This window comes from Methylocapsa acidiphila B2 (assembly GCF_000427445.1).
Lineage (GTDB): Bacteria > Pseudomonadota > Alphaproteobacteria > Rhizobiales > Beijerinckiaceae > Methylocapsa > Methylocapsa acidiphila.
This window is the reverse complement of record NZ_KE386496.1, coordinates 1,508,678-1,523,665: the sequence shown is the minus strand read 5'-3', so window position 1 is coordinate 1,523,665 and position 14,988 is coordinate 1,508,678. Positions and strand designations below refer to the sequence as shown.

12 protein-coding genes are annotated in these 14,988 nt (G+C 56.9%); 5 read left to right on the top strand and 7 right to left on the bottom strand.

Annotated elements, in window-relative coordinates; translation table 11 throughout:
* The first annotated feature begins 57 nt into the window (after window positions 1-57).
* Window positions 58-318: a DUF1488 family protein gene (locus tag METAC_RS0109140; protein ID WP_245257454.1), complete on the top strand. Its 261-nt coding sequence runs from the start codon at window positions 58-60 to the stop codon at window positions 316-318.
* A 171-nt stretch (window positions 319-489) separates the two neighbouring features.
* Window positions 490-714 carry a hypothetical protein gene (locus METAC_RS0109135; protein WP_026606780.1) on the top strand — a complete coding sequence of 75 codons (225 nt, stop codon included), beginning with the start codon at window positions 490-492 and terminating at the stop codon, window positions 712-714.
* 126 nt (window positions 715-840) lie between these two features.
* Here the strand turns inward: METAC_RS0109135 and METAC_RS0109130 are convergent, their stop codons facing one another.
* The 7 genes from METAC_RS0109130 to METAC_RS0109095 all read right to left on the bottom strand — a co-directional run bounded on the left by METAC_RS0109130 (window position 841) and on the right by METAC_RS0109095 (window position 9,025).
* Window positions 841-3,219: a CehA/McbA family metallohydrolase domain-containing protein gene (locus tag METAC_RS0109130; RefSeq protein ID WP_026606779.1), complete on the bottom strand. Its 2,379-nt coding sequence runs from the start codon at window positions 3,217-3,219 to the stop codon at window positions 841-843.
* A complete protein-coding gene (locus METAC_RS0109125) occupies window positions 3,216-3,983 on the bottom strand; it encodes an ABC transporter ATP-binding protein (RefSeq protein ID WP_026606778.1) in 768 nt (255 codons plus the stop codon). Before METAC_RS0109125 ends, METAC_RS0109130 begins: the two co-directional genes overlap by 4 nt.
* Window positions 3,971-4,771: an ABC transporter permease gene (locus METAC_RS0109120; RefSeq protein WP_156898158.1), complete on the bottom strand. Its 801-nt coding sequence runs from the start codon at window positions 4,769-4,771 to the stop codon at window positions 3,971-3,973. The genes METAC_RS0109125 and METAC_RS0109120 overlap by 13 nt, the downstream gene beginning before the upstream one ends.
* Before the next feature lie 2 nt (window positions 4,772-4,773).
* Entirely contained in the window at window positions 4,774-5,790 is a 1,017-nt protein-coding gene (locus METAC_RS0109115) for an ABC transporter substrate-binding protein (protein WP_026606776.1), read from the bottom strand.
* A gap of 283 nt (window positions 5,791-6,073) precedes the next feature.
* Window positions 6,074-7,126, bottom strand: a complete 1,053-nt coding sequence (locus tag METAC_RS0109105) for a sensor histidine kinase (protein ID WP_026606775.1) — start codon at window positions 7,124-7,126, stop codon at window positions 6,074-6,076.
* 5 nt (window positions 7,127-7,131) lie between these two features.
* Window positions 7,132-7,545 carry a response regulator gene (locus METAC_RS0109100; RefSeq protein ID WP_036256217.1) on the bottom strand — a complete coding sequence of 138 codons (414 nt, stop codon included), beginning with the start codon at window positions 7,543-7,545 and terminating at the stop codon, window positions 7,132-7,134.
* A gap of 55 nt (window positions 7,546-7,600) precedes the next feature.
* Window positions 7,601-9,025 carry a sensor histidine kinase gene (locus tag METAC_RS0109095; RefSeq protein WP_036256215.1) on the bottom strand — a complete coding sequence of 475 codons (1,425 nt, stop codon included), beginning with the start codon at window positions 9,023-9,025 and terminating at the stop codon, window positions 7,601-7,603.
* Between the two features lie 1,148 nt (window positions 9,026-10,173).
* Between METAC_RS0109095 and METAC_RS23035 the strand changes: the two genes are divergently transcribed.
* The 3 genes from METAC_RS23035 to METAC_RS0109070 are packed head-to-tail and all read left to right on the top strand — an operon-like array spanning window position 10,174 to window position 14,505.
* The gene (locus METAC_RS23035) at window positions 10,174-10,845 is read left to right on the top strand and encodes a cupin domain-containing protein (protein ID WP_210162539.1); all 672 of its coding nucleotides are present in this window, start codon (window positions 10,174-10,176) and stop codon (window positions 10,843-10,845) included.
* A gap of 29 nt (window positions 10,846-10,874) precedes the next feature.
* Window positions 10,875-13,163 carry a glycosyltransferase family 4 protein gene (locus tag METAC_RS0109075; RefSeq protein WP_026606772.1) on the top strand — a complete coding sequence of 763 codons (2,289 nt, stop codon included), beginning with the start codon at window positions 10,875-10,877 and terminating at the stop codon, window positions 13,161-13,163.
* Between the two features lie 58 nt (window positions 13,164-13,221).
* The gene (locus METAC_RS0109070) at window positions 13,222-14,505 is read left to right on the top strand and encodes a glycoside hydrolase family 130 protein (protein WP_198017272.1); all 1,284 of its coding nucleotides are present in this window, start codon (window positions 13,222-13,224) and stop codon (window positions 14,503-14,505) included.
* The last annotated feature ends 483 nt before the right edge of the window (window positions 14,506-14,988 follow it).

Here is a 14,988-nt window from a genome sequence, read left to right as displayed (position 1 = left end):
TTATACCTATATTATTTAGTGAAGCGGTGTTTTCTACCCGCATTGATGGCAGGATTCATGATGTCCCTCCAGTTTCCGAACGCTAGCCGAAATTACGACGCTACCCGCCACTGCGTTTGTTTCTGGGGCCACGACGCCACGGTCGAGATTTCATTTCATCTTGCCGAAGAAGCGCTTTACCGGGTCGGCGTCGATCGCGACGAGGCTTCATTGTTGCGCGCTTTCGACGTCAATCGCGATCGGATTGAGGCGGCTGCGAGCGCGGCTTATGCGCGTAAACGGCGAACCTACTATCGCTTGTCGGGAGCAGATGCATAGAGGGGCTGCTTCGCAATTATGTTAGCTGATATCCACGGGGACGGAATCGACTGGACGGGTTTTATGTCACGTCCCGCCGGATATACGCTTCGCCCGTGGCCCAAGGCGCGAAATAGTTGCCCGGGGCTCCAGTCCGCGCGATGCGGTTGCCGCTAGTTAGGGAGCACTCCCGTGGCAAATTTCACCATTGAGTTCTTTCGCGTTCGGCTGTGCGACGAGGCGCACGCGACATTGGATCGGATTGCGATAATCGCCAATGATCTCGACTCGGCTACGATAAAGGCAAAGTCGCTTTTCGATACGCTGGAAATGCCGCAAAAGCCGGACGGGTTGCGCATTTTGGATCAGGTGAATCATGTATTGTTCGCCTGGAAGCCAGATGGCCCTAATGCTTAAAATCTCAAGAGCCCAAACGCGAGCCGCGTGAGGGGCGTCCAAGACGGCGAACTTCACCCAAATGAATAAGGCCCCTGGCGGGCGCGGCCGGCAAGGCTCTGGTCCACGACGGCGTGAGGGTAGACGCTATTCAAAGGTAATCCGCATAGGTGATGTGTAGGCTTTTGCGCCGTCTGCTTCCGATCCGACAAAATAGATTTGCCGAAAGCCATGTCGCCAGTTTTCCGGCGCGACGTCGATTTCGCCGCTTACTTCACGTGGCAGCGGCGAATCCGTAATCCGCTCAATTGCTATGAACAGGTCTTCGCCGCCGAGTCGGCTTTCCACGCGGCGCTGGTCGAAAAGTTCAGCTCCTGTTGCTTTTATGGAAAACTGGGGGCAGTGGGCGAATGGATTCGATTTCGTGGGATCGCCCACTTTGACGTAGCCGCCTATGGCTCCTTCAATTTTAATCTCGCAGCCAACGAGATTGGTCAGATCAATCTCAATCGAATCTGCGTCTCCGAACGTATCTGAACGAAATCCAATTTCGCCGACGCCCATGCTCCAGACGGCTTCTTCTTGGTGCTCGAACCCTGACGCCTTGAAATTGCGAATCACCGCGTTGTGGATCGTGATGCGCCCGCTCCAGCTGGCCGCGCGATAGCGATCGCGAATGCGTGCTCCGCCCCATTTCACGCGGATTCGATGTTCAGAAAGTCCAAATTCCTGCTGGAGGTCACGGCGCCAGAAGCAGCCGGAGCCGTCAAAGGCGGCGATCTCTTCAAACCCGGCGCGGCCAAGGAACCGATAATGGATGCGCGCTAGGCCTTGATGGGTGAAGGCGTCCCCCTGCAAATATGGGCCGCACCAGCTCAACGCGACGTTGCGCTCGCCTGTTGTCGCGAAAGTCCGTCGCGCGCGCAAGGCGCGGCCGATCGTAGCGCGGTCGAGGCTGTCCGCAATGATGCCCGTCAATCCGCCACGGACGCCAAACACGGCGGTGCCAGGAACGCCGCCGCCGCAACGTCCGCGATGTTCGTCGCTCGCCGCCGAAGCGCCTAGGTGATAGCCACGCGCGCATGCGTCCTGTAGCATCCAAGGAAATTGGCCCCAAGCTGAGCCAACCTCGATGAGGCGTTCGAGCTTGGGATGATGCCATGCGAGATTGGCTCGCCGGCCGCCTACATGCGGAATCACAAGATGGCCTTCAGGATCGTGGGCGTAAGTCGCGTAGAGTTCGTCGAGCGGCCATGCGCCGGGGGTGACCTCATGCGAGCCCATGTCTTCGCTCCATTCGAAGGAGCGCGCATTTTCGCCGTTGGAGCCGAATGGAAATAGCGGTTCGCCGTCGCCGAGAAATACGACATTGTGGTCGCCGCCGGCGCAGGAGTTGCCGCACCACTCGGTTCCGGGATAGCAGACGAACGCGCCATCCACGCAAATCGCCCGAATTGTGGCAACGGCGGCGCGCCAGCGCTCGACGGTGATCTGAAAGTCATTGGCTGTGTAGCCTAATACGTCGAGGCCCGCGACGTCGCGGCCATAGGTCAGGTTATAGACCGTGTCGTTCGTTCCGATCGTGTCGTCGGAATGGACATGAAGGTCGCCGTAAAAGATGCGCGAGACAGGGGACGCCGGATCGATCGTCGTGTAGGCTGTGTCTTCCAAAACCGAGCTCTGATCCTTCATTTTCGCGGTGATGGCGAGCTCGCCGACGCCGCCGCACGGAATGTCGTCGATGCGCAAAATCGCCCAACCCTCTTTGGAAAGCTCAGCCTCGCATCGATAAACATGGGCGCGTTCGAGCGTTGCGGTCAGCTCGACGCGGCCGCCAGTGTTCCAGCACGTATTGCCCCAACCGTCTTCGAGGCGGACGTAGACAGGAATTTTCGCGTCCGGCCGCACGAGGCGCGGCGCGGTGACGACGAGACGATGCGGTTCGTTTGGAACAAATTGCAGCACGACGTCGCCAGGAACAGCCGCGAAACGCGAGGTGCCGACAGGATCGACATAGATGCGGAACCGGAAGTCCTTCTCGACAAATGTCTGCACCCGGGTTCCAGGACCGCCGCGACGCCGATCGCCCAGTCTTATGGAGATATGGTCTCCAGGATTGAGATAGCCATCGACAATGTCGACAATGATCGCTTTCTGATACGGTCTCTCATGCCCTTTCTGATCGAAGCGACAGAGAAGGCTCTGGACAGTAGCCGGCTCCTGTCGGGGGAGCAGAGGACCCGCTTGATATTCGGCGGAGACGTAATTTGCGTCGCCGGGAGCCGTCGTCTGAAACAAGGCCCAGTCAGAGTAGAACTTAAAGGCGACTTTGATCCACGCGCCGTCGGCAAGGCCGGACGCCCCAACCTCATAGTCGATAATGATTTCACGCCAGCTCCCTGCGGAGATCGCTGTTGCGGAGCAACTCGCACGTCCGAGGAATGGCATCGCCTTCGTCTTTTCGTAATATCCTTCTGGAGCGATAAAATCGGCAGTTGGAGGACGGCGTGAAGGAGCCTCGCTCATATTTCGAACTCGATCAGTTGAGAGCTTTCGCCGAGCTTAGCCCTAATTTCTTCAGCGAGGCGAAATGTGTCTTGATTGGACCTGACATGTGGCCGTTTCGCTGTTTGGAAAGCGCCTCGAATTCGAGCCGGCGTTCCGCTCAACACGATGATGCGATCGGCGAGATAGATCGCCTCGTCGATATCATGCGTCACGAATAGAATTGTCTTGTTCGTGCGGCGCCAGACCGTCAGAAGCTCGTCCTGAAGGCTGCTGCGTGTGATGGCGTCGAGCGCGCCGAACGGCTCATCCATCAACAAGAGCTCCGGCTCGACGGCGAGGGCGCGGGCGAGGCCGACGCGTTGCCTTTGGCCGCCCGACAATTGATGCGGCCAGCGATCAATCTGCGCTGTGAGATTGACGAGATCGAGCGCGGCGGCGATGCGGGAACGCCTCTCCAGGCTCGTGAGGCCAAGGCCTTCGAGCCCGAGAGCCACATTGGACTCGACTCGCCGCCATGGCAGCAGTTTTGCGTCTTGGAAAACGAGCGCAATGTTTCTCCGCCCGCGCTCCCTTGGGAGATCGATGCGAACTTCACCTTCGCTCGGTTTGACGAGTCCCATCAATACGCGCAGCAGGCTCGACTTACCTGCGCCCGATGGGCCCACAAGCGCGACAAATTCTCCACGCTCAAGTCGCACATCGCATTTGTCGAGGATCTGGACGCGCTGCGCGCCGCTCGCCAAGGCGAGCCCGACGCCGAGAAGTTCAGCTATAATTGCCATGCGATCAATCTGCGCCGCGCCGCGAGAAATGCAATGTCGGTGACGGAGTAAAGCAGGGCCATGGTCAGCATGTAGACCACGACAAGGTCGGTTGCGAGCAGGCTCGCGGCCTGCATCATCCGAGCGCCTATCCCTGGAACGCCAAAGAGTTCGGCGGCGACGACGGACATCCAGGCCTGCCCCAAACCAGTCCGAAAGCCAGCGAGGATGCCGGGCGTCGCGGCCGGAAGTGCGATCTTGGTCAACCGGCCGACAAATCCGCCATGGCCGAAGGCTCTGGCGACTTCCATGAGGTCCCGGTCGATCGCTTGGACAGCGCTCAGGGCGGCGAAAAAATTGATCCAGAACACTGCGATGGCGATGATGAAGGCGGCCGCCGTCGATGTGAGCCCGAACCAGAGGATTGCGAATGGCGTCCATGCGAGCCCAGGTATCGGCCGAAGGACGCGGACGACGCCGGACAAGATCGCGTCGCACCAAGCTGATACGCCCGCAATTACGCCCGCCGCGACGCCAAGGAAAGAGCCGATTGCGACCCCTAGGATGTAATGCGACAGGCTGCTTTCGACCGCGGCGATCCAAAAACCGCCACGGATTTCGCCGGCCCATGCCGCGGGGATTTGGCTAGGCGTTGGAATTAACGCCGCCGCCGAACTATTGAGCCGCGCGGCGCATTCCCAGCCGCCAATGAAAATAAAGACGCCAAGGACGGCCAAACTCCTGGGCTGAAGAACGTCGAACAAAGTCGAGCGCCGCCAGAACGTGGCGCCAGTAAAGTCCTTGACCATTGTCATTTCACGAGGCGGCGATAGAAATCGAGGTCGAATAGATCGGCGACGGGCGTCGCCGTCTTCACCGTGCCGAGCCGAATCTCGAAGTCCTGCAATTTGGCGACGGCTTCGATGATTTGCGCCGGATCCGTGACAAAGGACGAAGTTGTGCCCGTGAGGGCGCGGCGGATCTGTGCTTCGGTCAAAATGCCCGCTCCGAGCGCTTTCAGGATGAAGGGGACGGCTTCGTCCGGATGGGTTTTGATCAGATTGGTCGCGCGCAGGTGCAGACGCAAAAGCTTTTCGCCAATCTCTGCGCCGTTTGCCGTTCCGAGACCATAGATCGCCAGAACGGAGCCGGGCTGGTCGGGCATAAATTGCCGACCGGTCACGAGCACCTTCGACGTGGGCAGCCGATCGCGTATGACCGTCAGAGCAGGCTCGCGCAAAACGGCGGCGTCGACCTGGCCGGCGAGAACGGCTTGCTGGGCCGCATCGATGTCGAGGCCGACAATATCGATGGACTGTGTGTCGACGCTATTTTCGATCTCTAGCCAATAGCGCAGCAAAGTGTCCGGGACCGAGCCTTGCGGCTGCGCCGCAATCTTTGGCTTACGGCCTTGCTCTTGGGTGAATTTCAGGATGGCGCTCTTAATGTCCACGCTCGAGGCGACGGCGCCAGCTAGCGGCCCGCGCCCGACGAGTTGCAGCTCTTCGATCGCCGCAGCGGCGATAACCCTTACGTCGACGCCCTTGGCGCGCGCGACAAGTAGGGGAAGAACGCCGGCGAGATAGGCGTCGAGCTGGCCGGCCGCAAGAGCCTGGATCGCCTGGGTGCCAGCTTGAAAGCGAATTAGCTCGAGGTTGAGGCCTTCCTCCTTCGCCCAGCCCTCGCCGTCTATGACGAAAAGCTGAGCGGAGCCGAGGACTGGAATATATCCTATCTTTACGCTTGTCTGCGATGCAGCGGCCGGACTGATCAGAACCGTCACGATGCTGAAAACGCTGAGTGCGCGCCAAAACAGTGTCAGAACCATCAAAGCCCCAAAAACCATAGAGAAGGCCGATAACTAAGTTTAAGCCATCGATTAAGTCAATAAATCTTATTGAGCTTTTTCGCCTCGACCATGAATGCGCCTGACGCCCTGAAAACCCGCCGATGAATTTTAGGATGAGCCGCTGACGTCGCCATGCTTTTGGGCGTGGGCGTTGATCTGCAGAAGCACAACGGCGCCGCCGCCGACTTCCATGACTGCTGAGGCTGCTGGTCGCTTCGCCCATGGAGCGCCAAGATTGGCGCTTGCGGCGCTCAGCCCCCAATCAATTCGGTTGATGCGAGAATTCAACGACGGCGCAGGTCCCATTCGGCACGGGCTCGAGCCTCAAAACCGCATTCAATGACGCCGCCATCATGTTGACGATCCGCGTGCCAAAGCCAGTCCCTTGCGCCAGCTGATGGTTCCGCCAGCCGACCCCGTCGTCTTCGACGACGAGACGGATTTGACTTGCGTCGGGGTCGCCCGAGCGGAACAATTTTACGCGAATCTGCCCGACCTCGCCCTCTCGATAGGCGTATTTGTACGCATTTGTGACGAGTTCTGTGATGATCATACCGATCGACACGGCCTTATCCAGGGGGCATATCACCTGCTCCGCCTCGAGTCGGATTCGATGACTGCGCCCGTCGGCGCAATGAGCGTTCTCGAGATCGCTGGTGAGTTTTGAAAGATAGCCGTTCATTTCAATCTGTCTCACGTCTTGCGAGGCGCTGAGACAGCGATGAATATCGGCGATTGCGGTGATGCGCACCTGCGTTTCCTCAAGAGCGCTCTTTACAACCGGATCGGATTGTCCCTGAATGCGCACGAGCGCCGCTACCAAGGCCAATGAATTCGCGACGCGGTGATTGACTTCTTGAAGCAACAACTCGGCTCTGTCGCGGGCTTCCCGAATTTCACGCTCCGCGAGTTCTTTCGCGCGCTCGAGTTCCGCCCGCTCGATCGCTCCGTTCAGGGCGCTCACTAAAAGTTCTAGAAATCCTCCGGAAATGTCCTTTGGCACGTAGTCGCTTGCGCCGGCTCTCAACGCGGCGACAGCGACCTGCGTATCGGCGGAGGCGGTGACGTAGACGACCGGCAGCTTTGGAGGGTTCTCGGCAAAAACTTCGAGAAGCTCAAGACCGGCGCCGTCGGGAAGTTGATGATCCAGCGCGACGACATCGAACGCCGACGTCTTGTTGGAGATTAGCCTTCTCGCCTCTCCAAGCGTTCCCGCGTGAGTTACGCTGAAACCCTGACGATCCAAAAACTTCTCCACCAGTCGGACAATGCCGGGATCGTCTTCTATATAAAGCAGCTGCCTGATGGCCGACATAATGGCTAACCAATCTCCGGGATCTTCATGATCGCCAGGGCGAGCCCGAGCTGTATGATCGCATTCGAAAAAGACTCGTAATTCACCGGCTTTGTCACATAGACATTCGCCCCTAAGTCATAACAACGTTGGATGTCGTTTTGGTCGTCCGTCGTCGTCAGAATGATGACCGGGCAGCGGCCCGTATGGACGTTTCCCTTCAGCTTGACGAGAATATCTATGCCCGACATGTCAGGAAGGTTGAGGTCAAGCAGAACTAAAAGCTGGCGTCCGACAGCGACGCGGCCCGATCGATCCGCGCCCAGTAAATAATCCAGGGCGCTCTCTCCGCTTATAAAAGGAATAATTTCATTGCAAACGCCCGCTCGGCGAATATTCCTCTCAATGAGTCGGGCATGCCCATCGTCGTCCTCAATCATTATGATAGTGACCGGCGCGCCGTTCGTTGACACGGTGAAGACCCGCAATCAAAAGTCAGGTTCCTTTATTCGGAATTCTTACACGAAATGTGGCGCCCTGTCCAAACTCGGAGACGACGCTGATTTCGCCGCCTAGACGGCGCAAGGCATGTCGTACATGCGCAAGGCCAATTCCTTCGCCGGGACGATCTTGGGCCGCTCCCGAACGGCGAAACATTTCGAAAACCCGCTCTTGGTCATGAGGAGCTATGCCTCGCCCATTGTCCTTCACTTCGAAAATTATAGCGTCGCCGCCTTCATAAAATCCCTGAACGGATATGCGTCCCGGCAACCCCGGTTTTAGATATTTGACGGCGTTGTCGAGGAGATTGGTGAAGACCTGTTCGAGCGAGAAGCGGTCGGAAACGACAGAGGGAAGCGAAGGCGCAATCTCCACCTCCGCATTGGCCTCTCCAATCTGTCGAACGAGAGCGGCTTTGGCGTTCTCCAACAGCGCTCGCATGTCGATTCGTTCGAAGTTTAGTTCGCGTCGTCCGTCTCGCGACAGCTTCAAAATAGCGTTGATAAGCCGGTCCATCTTGGTGGTCGACGTCTGGATGAATCCAATCGATTCGGGCATGTCTCTGTCGATAGCGGCCGATGCTTCTTCTCCAAGCGCGTCGACGCCGATTTTATGGGCGGCGATTTTCACCAATGCTAAATCTCGACCGAGCTCTGAGGCGAATCCCATGATGTTCACGAGCGGCGCCCGGAGATCATGGGTCACCACGTAAGTGAAGCGCTGGATTTCATCATTGGCGCGCGAGAGTTCGGCAGTCCGATCCGCGATGCGCTGTTCGAGAGAGTGATTCAACGCATCGAGCTCATTGCGCGCATCGAGAATGTCGCGAACGTGTCGATTGACGATGCGAATGCTGATGACGGCGAATAGGACGATGAGACCGGCGGCGGCAATGTTGATCCAACGAAATGTTGACGCGATTTCATCTTGCTTCAGCAACAAAAATGATTTCTTGTCGTCTGCGACCCGAACGATCTTATCGATCTGCGCGCGTATCTCGTTCATGATCTTTATGCCGCGGTCGCTCTTGACAATATCGAGAGCCTCATCACGGCCTCGGCCTTTTATCGTTTCTAGCGTCTCCCCAAGTTCCGCTAATTTGTCGCGCTTCAATTCCAACAGACGTCGAAGGTCCTCGTCGGAAATCTCGCGATCGGCCTCATTAAGTCGAATAAATCTTTCGAATTCCGCCTCGAGATCACGCAGGGCGTTTTCATAAGGATCCAGGTAGACTGTCCTTCCGACAAGCAGAAATCCTCGCTGCCCGGTTTCGGCGTCTTGCAGAAGGCTAAATATGCGAAGCGCAGAATCTCGCATATCATAGACGTGGCGCAGTTGAACCGCTTGATGGCGCGTCAACTCGACGAGGCCGAACGCAACAGCGACAATCACCAGAAGGACGGCTCCCCCGGCGATCATTGACCGGATCGTTTTTCGCCCTGCGATGGAATGGATGAGAGGCATAGACAAAGCTCGATCGGATTGCCAGCTCGGCCCCATGTAGATCCTGGAACTGTCTACTAAATAAAAATAGCGCGATGGAGCTAACAAGCGTGTGGTTTGACTAGCGCTCGCCTCAGAATAGCCTATAGCGCCGCCTTCTGCAATTGACGACGATTGGCGTGAAAGGGCCTAAACCCGCGTATTTCGGCCAATCTTGCGGTAGCTCGACTGACGAGGGCGCCTTCCCTTTTTCGACCGCAAACTCCTTCGCGCAGCGGCGTAATGAGGTTCCGCTTACGCTCGATAACGATAAACAGCGGCAAAGCCGTCCTCGCTTTGAGAGCCGGCGCCGACCTGCCGGATCGCTGGCGCCATGAACTCCAAATCATCTCGATCGCGCAGGCGAAGTGAAACAGCCTTTGCGAGCCTCAGCCATAGACCTTCGGGTTCGACGCATCTTCCCACATCAACCGCAAATATGGCGCTATAGCTGAGTTCGACAGGGTCCACCTGACGCCTATGAGACGCCGTTGGCTACAATTGTTTGAGACGATGCGGGCTTGCCGCAGACGGTCGACGAATGCACCAACGATTAAGCGGCGGTCAGGTTAGATGCGAACAGGCGGCTTGATCTGTGCCAGTCCGCGAGATTTTGGCGCAACGATCTCCAAAAAATGTGGGTCGATCGCATTGAAAGGCCTCGGGCTATCATTCTTTGCGAGCGACGCGTTGCACATAAGATGAAACCGAACGTAGCGCATGGGCGTTGAATCTGTGATGCCGTAGACGGTGCAGTTGATTCCGCGGGGTCGTCGTGGTGGTCGAATAAGTCGGCGCATGCCACGCCTAATCAGGAGCGTTTCATTGTGACGATCGAACGCGCGGCGTCCCGGCCTGTGCGCAAACCTTGGGGATGTCTTGATCCATGGCCATGGAGTCAGAGGTCCGCCGATGGCGCCAAAGTTGGAGAGCTGTGGTTTCAACGCTCTGGGGACAAGGCCTCGGAGTCGATCCTCCTGCTCAAGCTCTTATTCTCGTCCGCGCCTTTGTCCATTCAGGTCCATCCTGACGATGCCTTCGCGCGTTCAATTGGCCTGGAGCGCGGCAAAACGGAGGCTTGGTATGTGCTTTCTGCGGAGTCTGACGCGAAAATCGGTCTCGGTCTGACACGGAGCGTGCCGCAATCGGACTTGCAGCGCGCTATTGGCGAGGGGACGATCGTCGATTTGATTCAATGGCGGAACGTCAAAGCGGGCGACGCAATTCTTGTTCCTGCGCGAACAATCCACGCCATAGGTTCAGGACTCGTGATTGCCGAAATCCAGCAGCGCAGCGACGTCACATTTCGGCTATTCGATTATGGGAGCGACCGCGAGCTTCACATCGATATGGCCGTCGCGGCAGCCGATGCTGCGCCTTTTGTCGCTCAAGGCCGGCCGAGGCGTCTGACCGATGTCAGAACGCAATTGGTCTCGTGTCGCTACTTCACCCTCGAGCGCGTTGACCTCGAGCCGGACTCTGAGTGGATGTTGAATGTTGATCGAGAGACATGGGCGCTCGTCCTCGATGGCGAGGCCAAGATAGGACAAATGACCGTGGTTCGCGGGGATGTCGTCTTCATGGAAGAGGATGAGGTCCGCGTCGAGGTCGTAAACGCTGGCCTTAAAGGCCTTTTTGCCTATGTCGGTTCGGAAGCTGAAGCGAATCTGTTGCAGCGTAAGGGCCGCCGCAACGCGGCTGATTTCCCGAGCCATAAGGCGCTGGCGTCGTCCGCGTCCCATGGATTGACGTCCTAGTCGCGAGCCAAAATGACGGAGGCGCAATTGTGTCGATGGTAAAGAGCATCGCATTTATTGGAAATTCGCTTCCAAGGCGATGCGGAATCTCAACATTTACAACAAGTTTGCAGCAAGCCATCGCAAATTTGCGCCCAATGACCGAGACGAAAATCGTCGCGATGAACGATGCCGGCAAGCGTTACGACTATCCTTCAGTTGTAAGCGTCGCGATCGCAGATGACAAGATTGAGAGCTATATTCGAGCGGCTGATCTGCTGAACGACCAACACTTCGACGTCGTCTCGCTTCAGCACGAATTCGGCATCTTCGGACCTGACGCCGGCGTCAATGTGACGGCTTTGCTGTCGAGGCTCACTATGCCTATCGTTACTACGTTTCATACGGTGCTGTCGGAGGCCACGCCGAAGCAGCGCAGCGTCTTGAACTACATCGTGGAGGCATCTTCGAAGGTGGTCGTCATGGCTGACAAAGGGCGGGAGCTGCTGCTCGCGTCCAGCCGAGTTTCCTCGGAAAAGATCGAAGTGATTCCGCATGGGGTGCCTGACGTTCCTTTCGCCGATGCCGATCAGGCCAAAGCCACGCTCGGGTTCGCGGGAAAGGCGGTTATTCTGACCTTTGGCCTTCTCTCGCCTAACAAGGGGATCGAAGTCATGATAGACGCTATGACGTCTATCGTCGAACGGCGCGCGGATGCCGTATACGTCGTGCTCGGCGCCACACATCCAAATCTCGTCGGAACTTGTGGCGAATCGTATCGTGAAAGTTTATTCGCTCGCGCTAGGGAGCTAGGGGTCGAGAATCATGTCCTCTTTCTTGATCAGTTCGTAGATCAGGCGACGCTGCTCGAATTTATCTCGATGTGCGACGTCTATGTCACGCCCTATCTCAATGAAGCGCAAATGACGTCGGGAACCTTGGCTTACAGCTTCGGCCTAGGGAAAGCTGTCGTTTCGACTCCATATTGGCATGCTCGTGAACTTCTTGGAAATGGGGCTGGCGTGCTGGTCCCGTTTGGCGACGTCCGTCGTCTTGGCGACGAGATCGCCAGTTTGCTGACTAATGATGACAGGCGGCGCGATATGTCTGGGCGAGCTTATGGAGGCAGCCGGCGCATGACTTGGGACCGCATCGGCGAGCGCTATCTGACTGTGTTCGAAGGCGCCCGCGATCAGTGTAGGCTTAAGCGCTTCACGCGGCTCGCGCGCGCGGCGCCTGCGCCTCTGGATATAACGGAGAGTCAGCTCGGTCATTTTCAAGCGATGTGCGACGATGTCGGCCTTGTACAACATGCTGTTCACTCGGTGCCGGACCGCTCGCATGGTTATTGTCTAGACGACAATGCCCGTGCGCTTATTTTAGCTTGTGCGTTGACGAGGGACGCCGAGCCACGGATCTCCGATGCGCTGACGAGTCGTTTCGCCGCGTTCGTGCAGCATGCCTGGAACCCTGATCTCGGGCGGTTTCGCAATTTCATGGGCTATGACAGACGCTGGCTCGAAGAAAAAGGTTCAGACGATAGCAATGCGCGAGCTCTTTGGGCGTTGGGAGAGTGCGCTAAAGGCGACGTAAGCGCTTCTCGGCGGCGGTGGGCCGCTGCGCTTTTTGCCAAGGCTCTGCCAATCGTTGAGAGCTTCGCCTTTCCGCGTCCTTGGTCTTTCGCCTTGTTAGGTCTGGACGCTTACTGCGAGGCGATTCCAAATGATCGCGCGGCTGTCGGCGCGCGACTCAAGCTTGCAGACCAAATGATGTCTCTCTTACGAAATTCACGAGAAACGGATTGGATCTGGTGGGAGAATAGGCTTACATATGACAATGCCCGCTTGCCGCAGGCATTGATCCTGTCGGGACTTTCGACCGGAGTCCACCGTTATGTTGACGCTGGGCTAGAGTCTTTAGGTTGGCTTATGCGGAAGCAAATCAGCCCGGAAGGTTTTTTCAGGCCGATAGGGACAGAGAGCTTCAAAGAGAAGGGGATGCCTCCGCGACGGTTCGATCAGCAGCCACTGGAGGCGGCTGCCACGATATCGGCATGCCTCGCTGCGTTTCGCGTGGATGGCGATGTCAGGTGGCGGGACCGGGCCGAGCTGGCTTTCGGTTGGTTTCTCGGCGTCAATGACCTGGCGACGCCGCTGGTCGACATCGAGAATGGAACCTGTCGCGATGGTCTGCAGCCCGGCGGAACGAATGAGAATCAAGGAGCTGAATCGGTTTTATCCTACCTTTTCGGCCTCGTCGAAATTCGTCAAATTATTCCCGCCAGACAAGAGTCTGGCAGAGAGTCGCAGATTCGCACATTAGCGAAATGCACGCGCTGAAGCATCACATGAGCCAGCATTCTGGACATGCGCGTAAGGGGGATGATTGTCACAGCCCATGTTGCAAAGGCACTCTATTCATCTGCGTCCGGATCCAGCGCGGGTCGTGGTGCGTCCCTTTCGTCCTGCGGTCGAACCACGGGATCTCAATCCGATCGATAGGACGCGGGCAAATCACATCGTTGCACGGATTCTTGCGATGGATTCGGAAGCGGCGACTAGAAAAATGGCGGGGCTTGTCGAAGGTTTTATCGGCCGCCACCGCGAGCTTCTGCAGATTTTCGAAGCGCGCGCTGCGGAAATGGAGAGCGCCTTCGCCCCGCATCCTCCATTCACTAAATTGCAGCGTCAACTGGTAGGGGCCTATTTTCTGCATGAGTATTCCTTCGAAGCGGCGGCGTTGTTCAATCCCAGCATTGTTCTTCATCCGGACCAAACTGATGCGCCGGAGGGCGGACAACGCTTTATCCTCAGCCTCCGTGCGGTCGGCGAAGGACACATCTCGTCCTTGACTTTTCGGGTAGGTTCAATCGACCCCAAATATGGTTTGGTTATTGAGTCAGCAGCGCGTTTCGCGTCAATGCCGCGCGTGCGTAATCGAATGCCAAGCGCCAGCGGCGATGTTGTCGAAATTGAATTCAATTCTTACGATCAAATTAGCGAGCAAGTCATTTTCCCTGTTACCGAGTCCCAATCGAATGGAATTGAGGATGCTCGCTTCGTCCAATTCGATGACGAGGGACGTAAGCTTTATTATGCGACCTACACTGCATATAACGGCAGAGCCATTAGATCAGAGCTGCTTGAGACGTCGGATTTTATGTCCTACAGGCTCTCGCCATTGCTGGGGCTGGGAGCGCGAAATAAGGGCATGGCTCTGTTTCCGCGCCGAATCAACGGCCGATTCGCAATGATTGCGCGGCAGGACAACGAAAACATTTATCTCGTTTATTCGGATAATTTGAACAGTTGGGACGAAGGTTCCGCCATTCTGACGCCACAGTTTCCATGGGAATTTGTGCAAATCGGGAATTGCGGGTCGCCGATCGAACTTGATGAAGGATGGCTGCTCCTGATCCATGGGGTTGGCGCGGTCAGGAAATATTCGATCGGAGCGGTCCTACTCGACAAAGAGGTTCCATCTAAAGTCCTCGCGCGAATGAGGGAGCCTTTGCTTCGCCCTGAATTGTCGGAGCGGGAAGGATATGTGCCCAACGTCGTATATACGTGCGGGGGGCTCCGGCATAAGGATCAAATTATCTTGCCATATGCGGTGTCGGACACCTTTTCGAAGTTCGCTACTGTTAATATTGTTGAACTCATTCAGGCGATGATGCGCTGATCCGTTGTTGCGCAGTTAGCGCTCTGCCCCGTGGCGTTGCACGTAGTCTCACTAATTTTTGATGACGACGTGGTCACGCTCGAATGCTCCATCCGTTGTGACAGACCTAGTCTTGAGCATGAGGCGCATTATTGCGGCCTACAGCGCGTGTGCCTTTTGCCTGCGTCCGTGGTTTCTTCAGCCTATAAAGACGCTGTCATGTGAGGCCGTCCAGAGGGAGATTTGAAGGTCCCCCCGACGCGTTGGTGCGGGATATACAAAGGCTATAGCCGACACTCGGTTGAGTTTGCAGAGTCAGATGTGTCATTTGGAACCGTTTTAGACAAATGTGCATTAGTCCGATGAGCAGCCATATCAGTTCGGTCCGGCGTTGGGCAGCATTACCCGTAGGAAGAAGCTAAGGACGCGAACCTGGCGATAGTCCATAGCGATCTCGGGTCAGTCGAAAGTGGGCCTTAGCTGTATGTCGACCCATAATTGACT

Coding starts and splice junctions, on each gene's coding strand:
- METAC_RS0109140 (WP_245257454.1), top strand. CDS start 58: ATGATGTCCCTCCAGTTTCCGAACGCTAGCCGAAATTACGACGCTACC.
- METAC_RS0109125 (WP_026606778.1), bottom strand. CDS start 3,983: ATGGCAATTATAGCTGAACTTCTCGGCGTCGGGCTCGCCTTGGCGAGC.
- METAC_RS0109105 (WP_026606775.1), bottom strand. CDS start 7,126: ATGTCGGCCATCAGGCAGCTGCTTTATATAGAAGACGATCCCGGCATT.
- METAC_RS0109095 (WP_036256215.1), bottom strand. CDS start 9,025: ATGATCGCCGGGGGAGCCGTCCTTCTGGTGATTGTCGCTGTTGCGTTC.
- METAC_RS0109070 (WP_198017272.1), top strand. CDS start 13,222: ATGTTGCAAAGGCACTCTATTCATCTGCGTCCGGATCCAGCGCGGGTC.
- METAC_RS0109120 (WP_156898158.1), bottom strand. CDS start 4,771: ATGGTCAAGGACTTTACTGGCGCCACGTTCTGGCGGCGCTCGACTTTG.
- METAC_RS0109115 (WP_026606776.1), bottom strand. CDS start 5,790: ATGGTTCTGACACTGTTTTGGCGCGCACTCAGCGTTTTCAGCATCGTG.
- METAC_RS0109100 (WP_036256217.1), bottom strand. CDS start 7,545: ATGATTGAGGACGACGATGGGCATGCCCGACTCATTGAGAGGAATATT.
- METAC_RS0109130 (WP_026606779.1), bottom strand. CDS start 3,219: ATGAGCGAGGCTCCTTCACGCCGTCCTCCAACTGCCGATTTTATCGCT.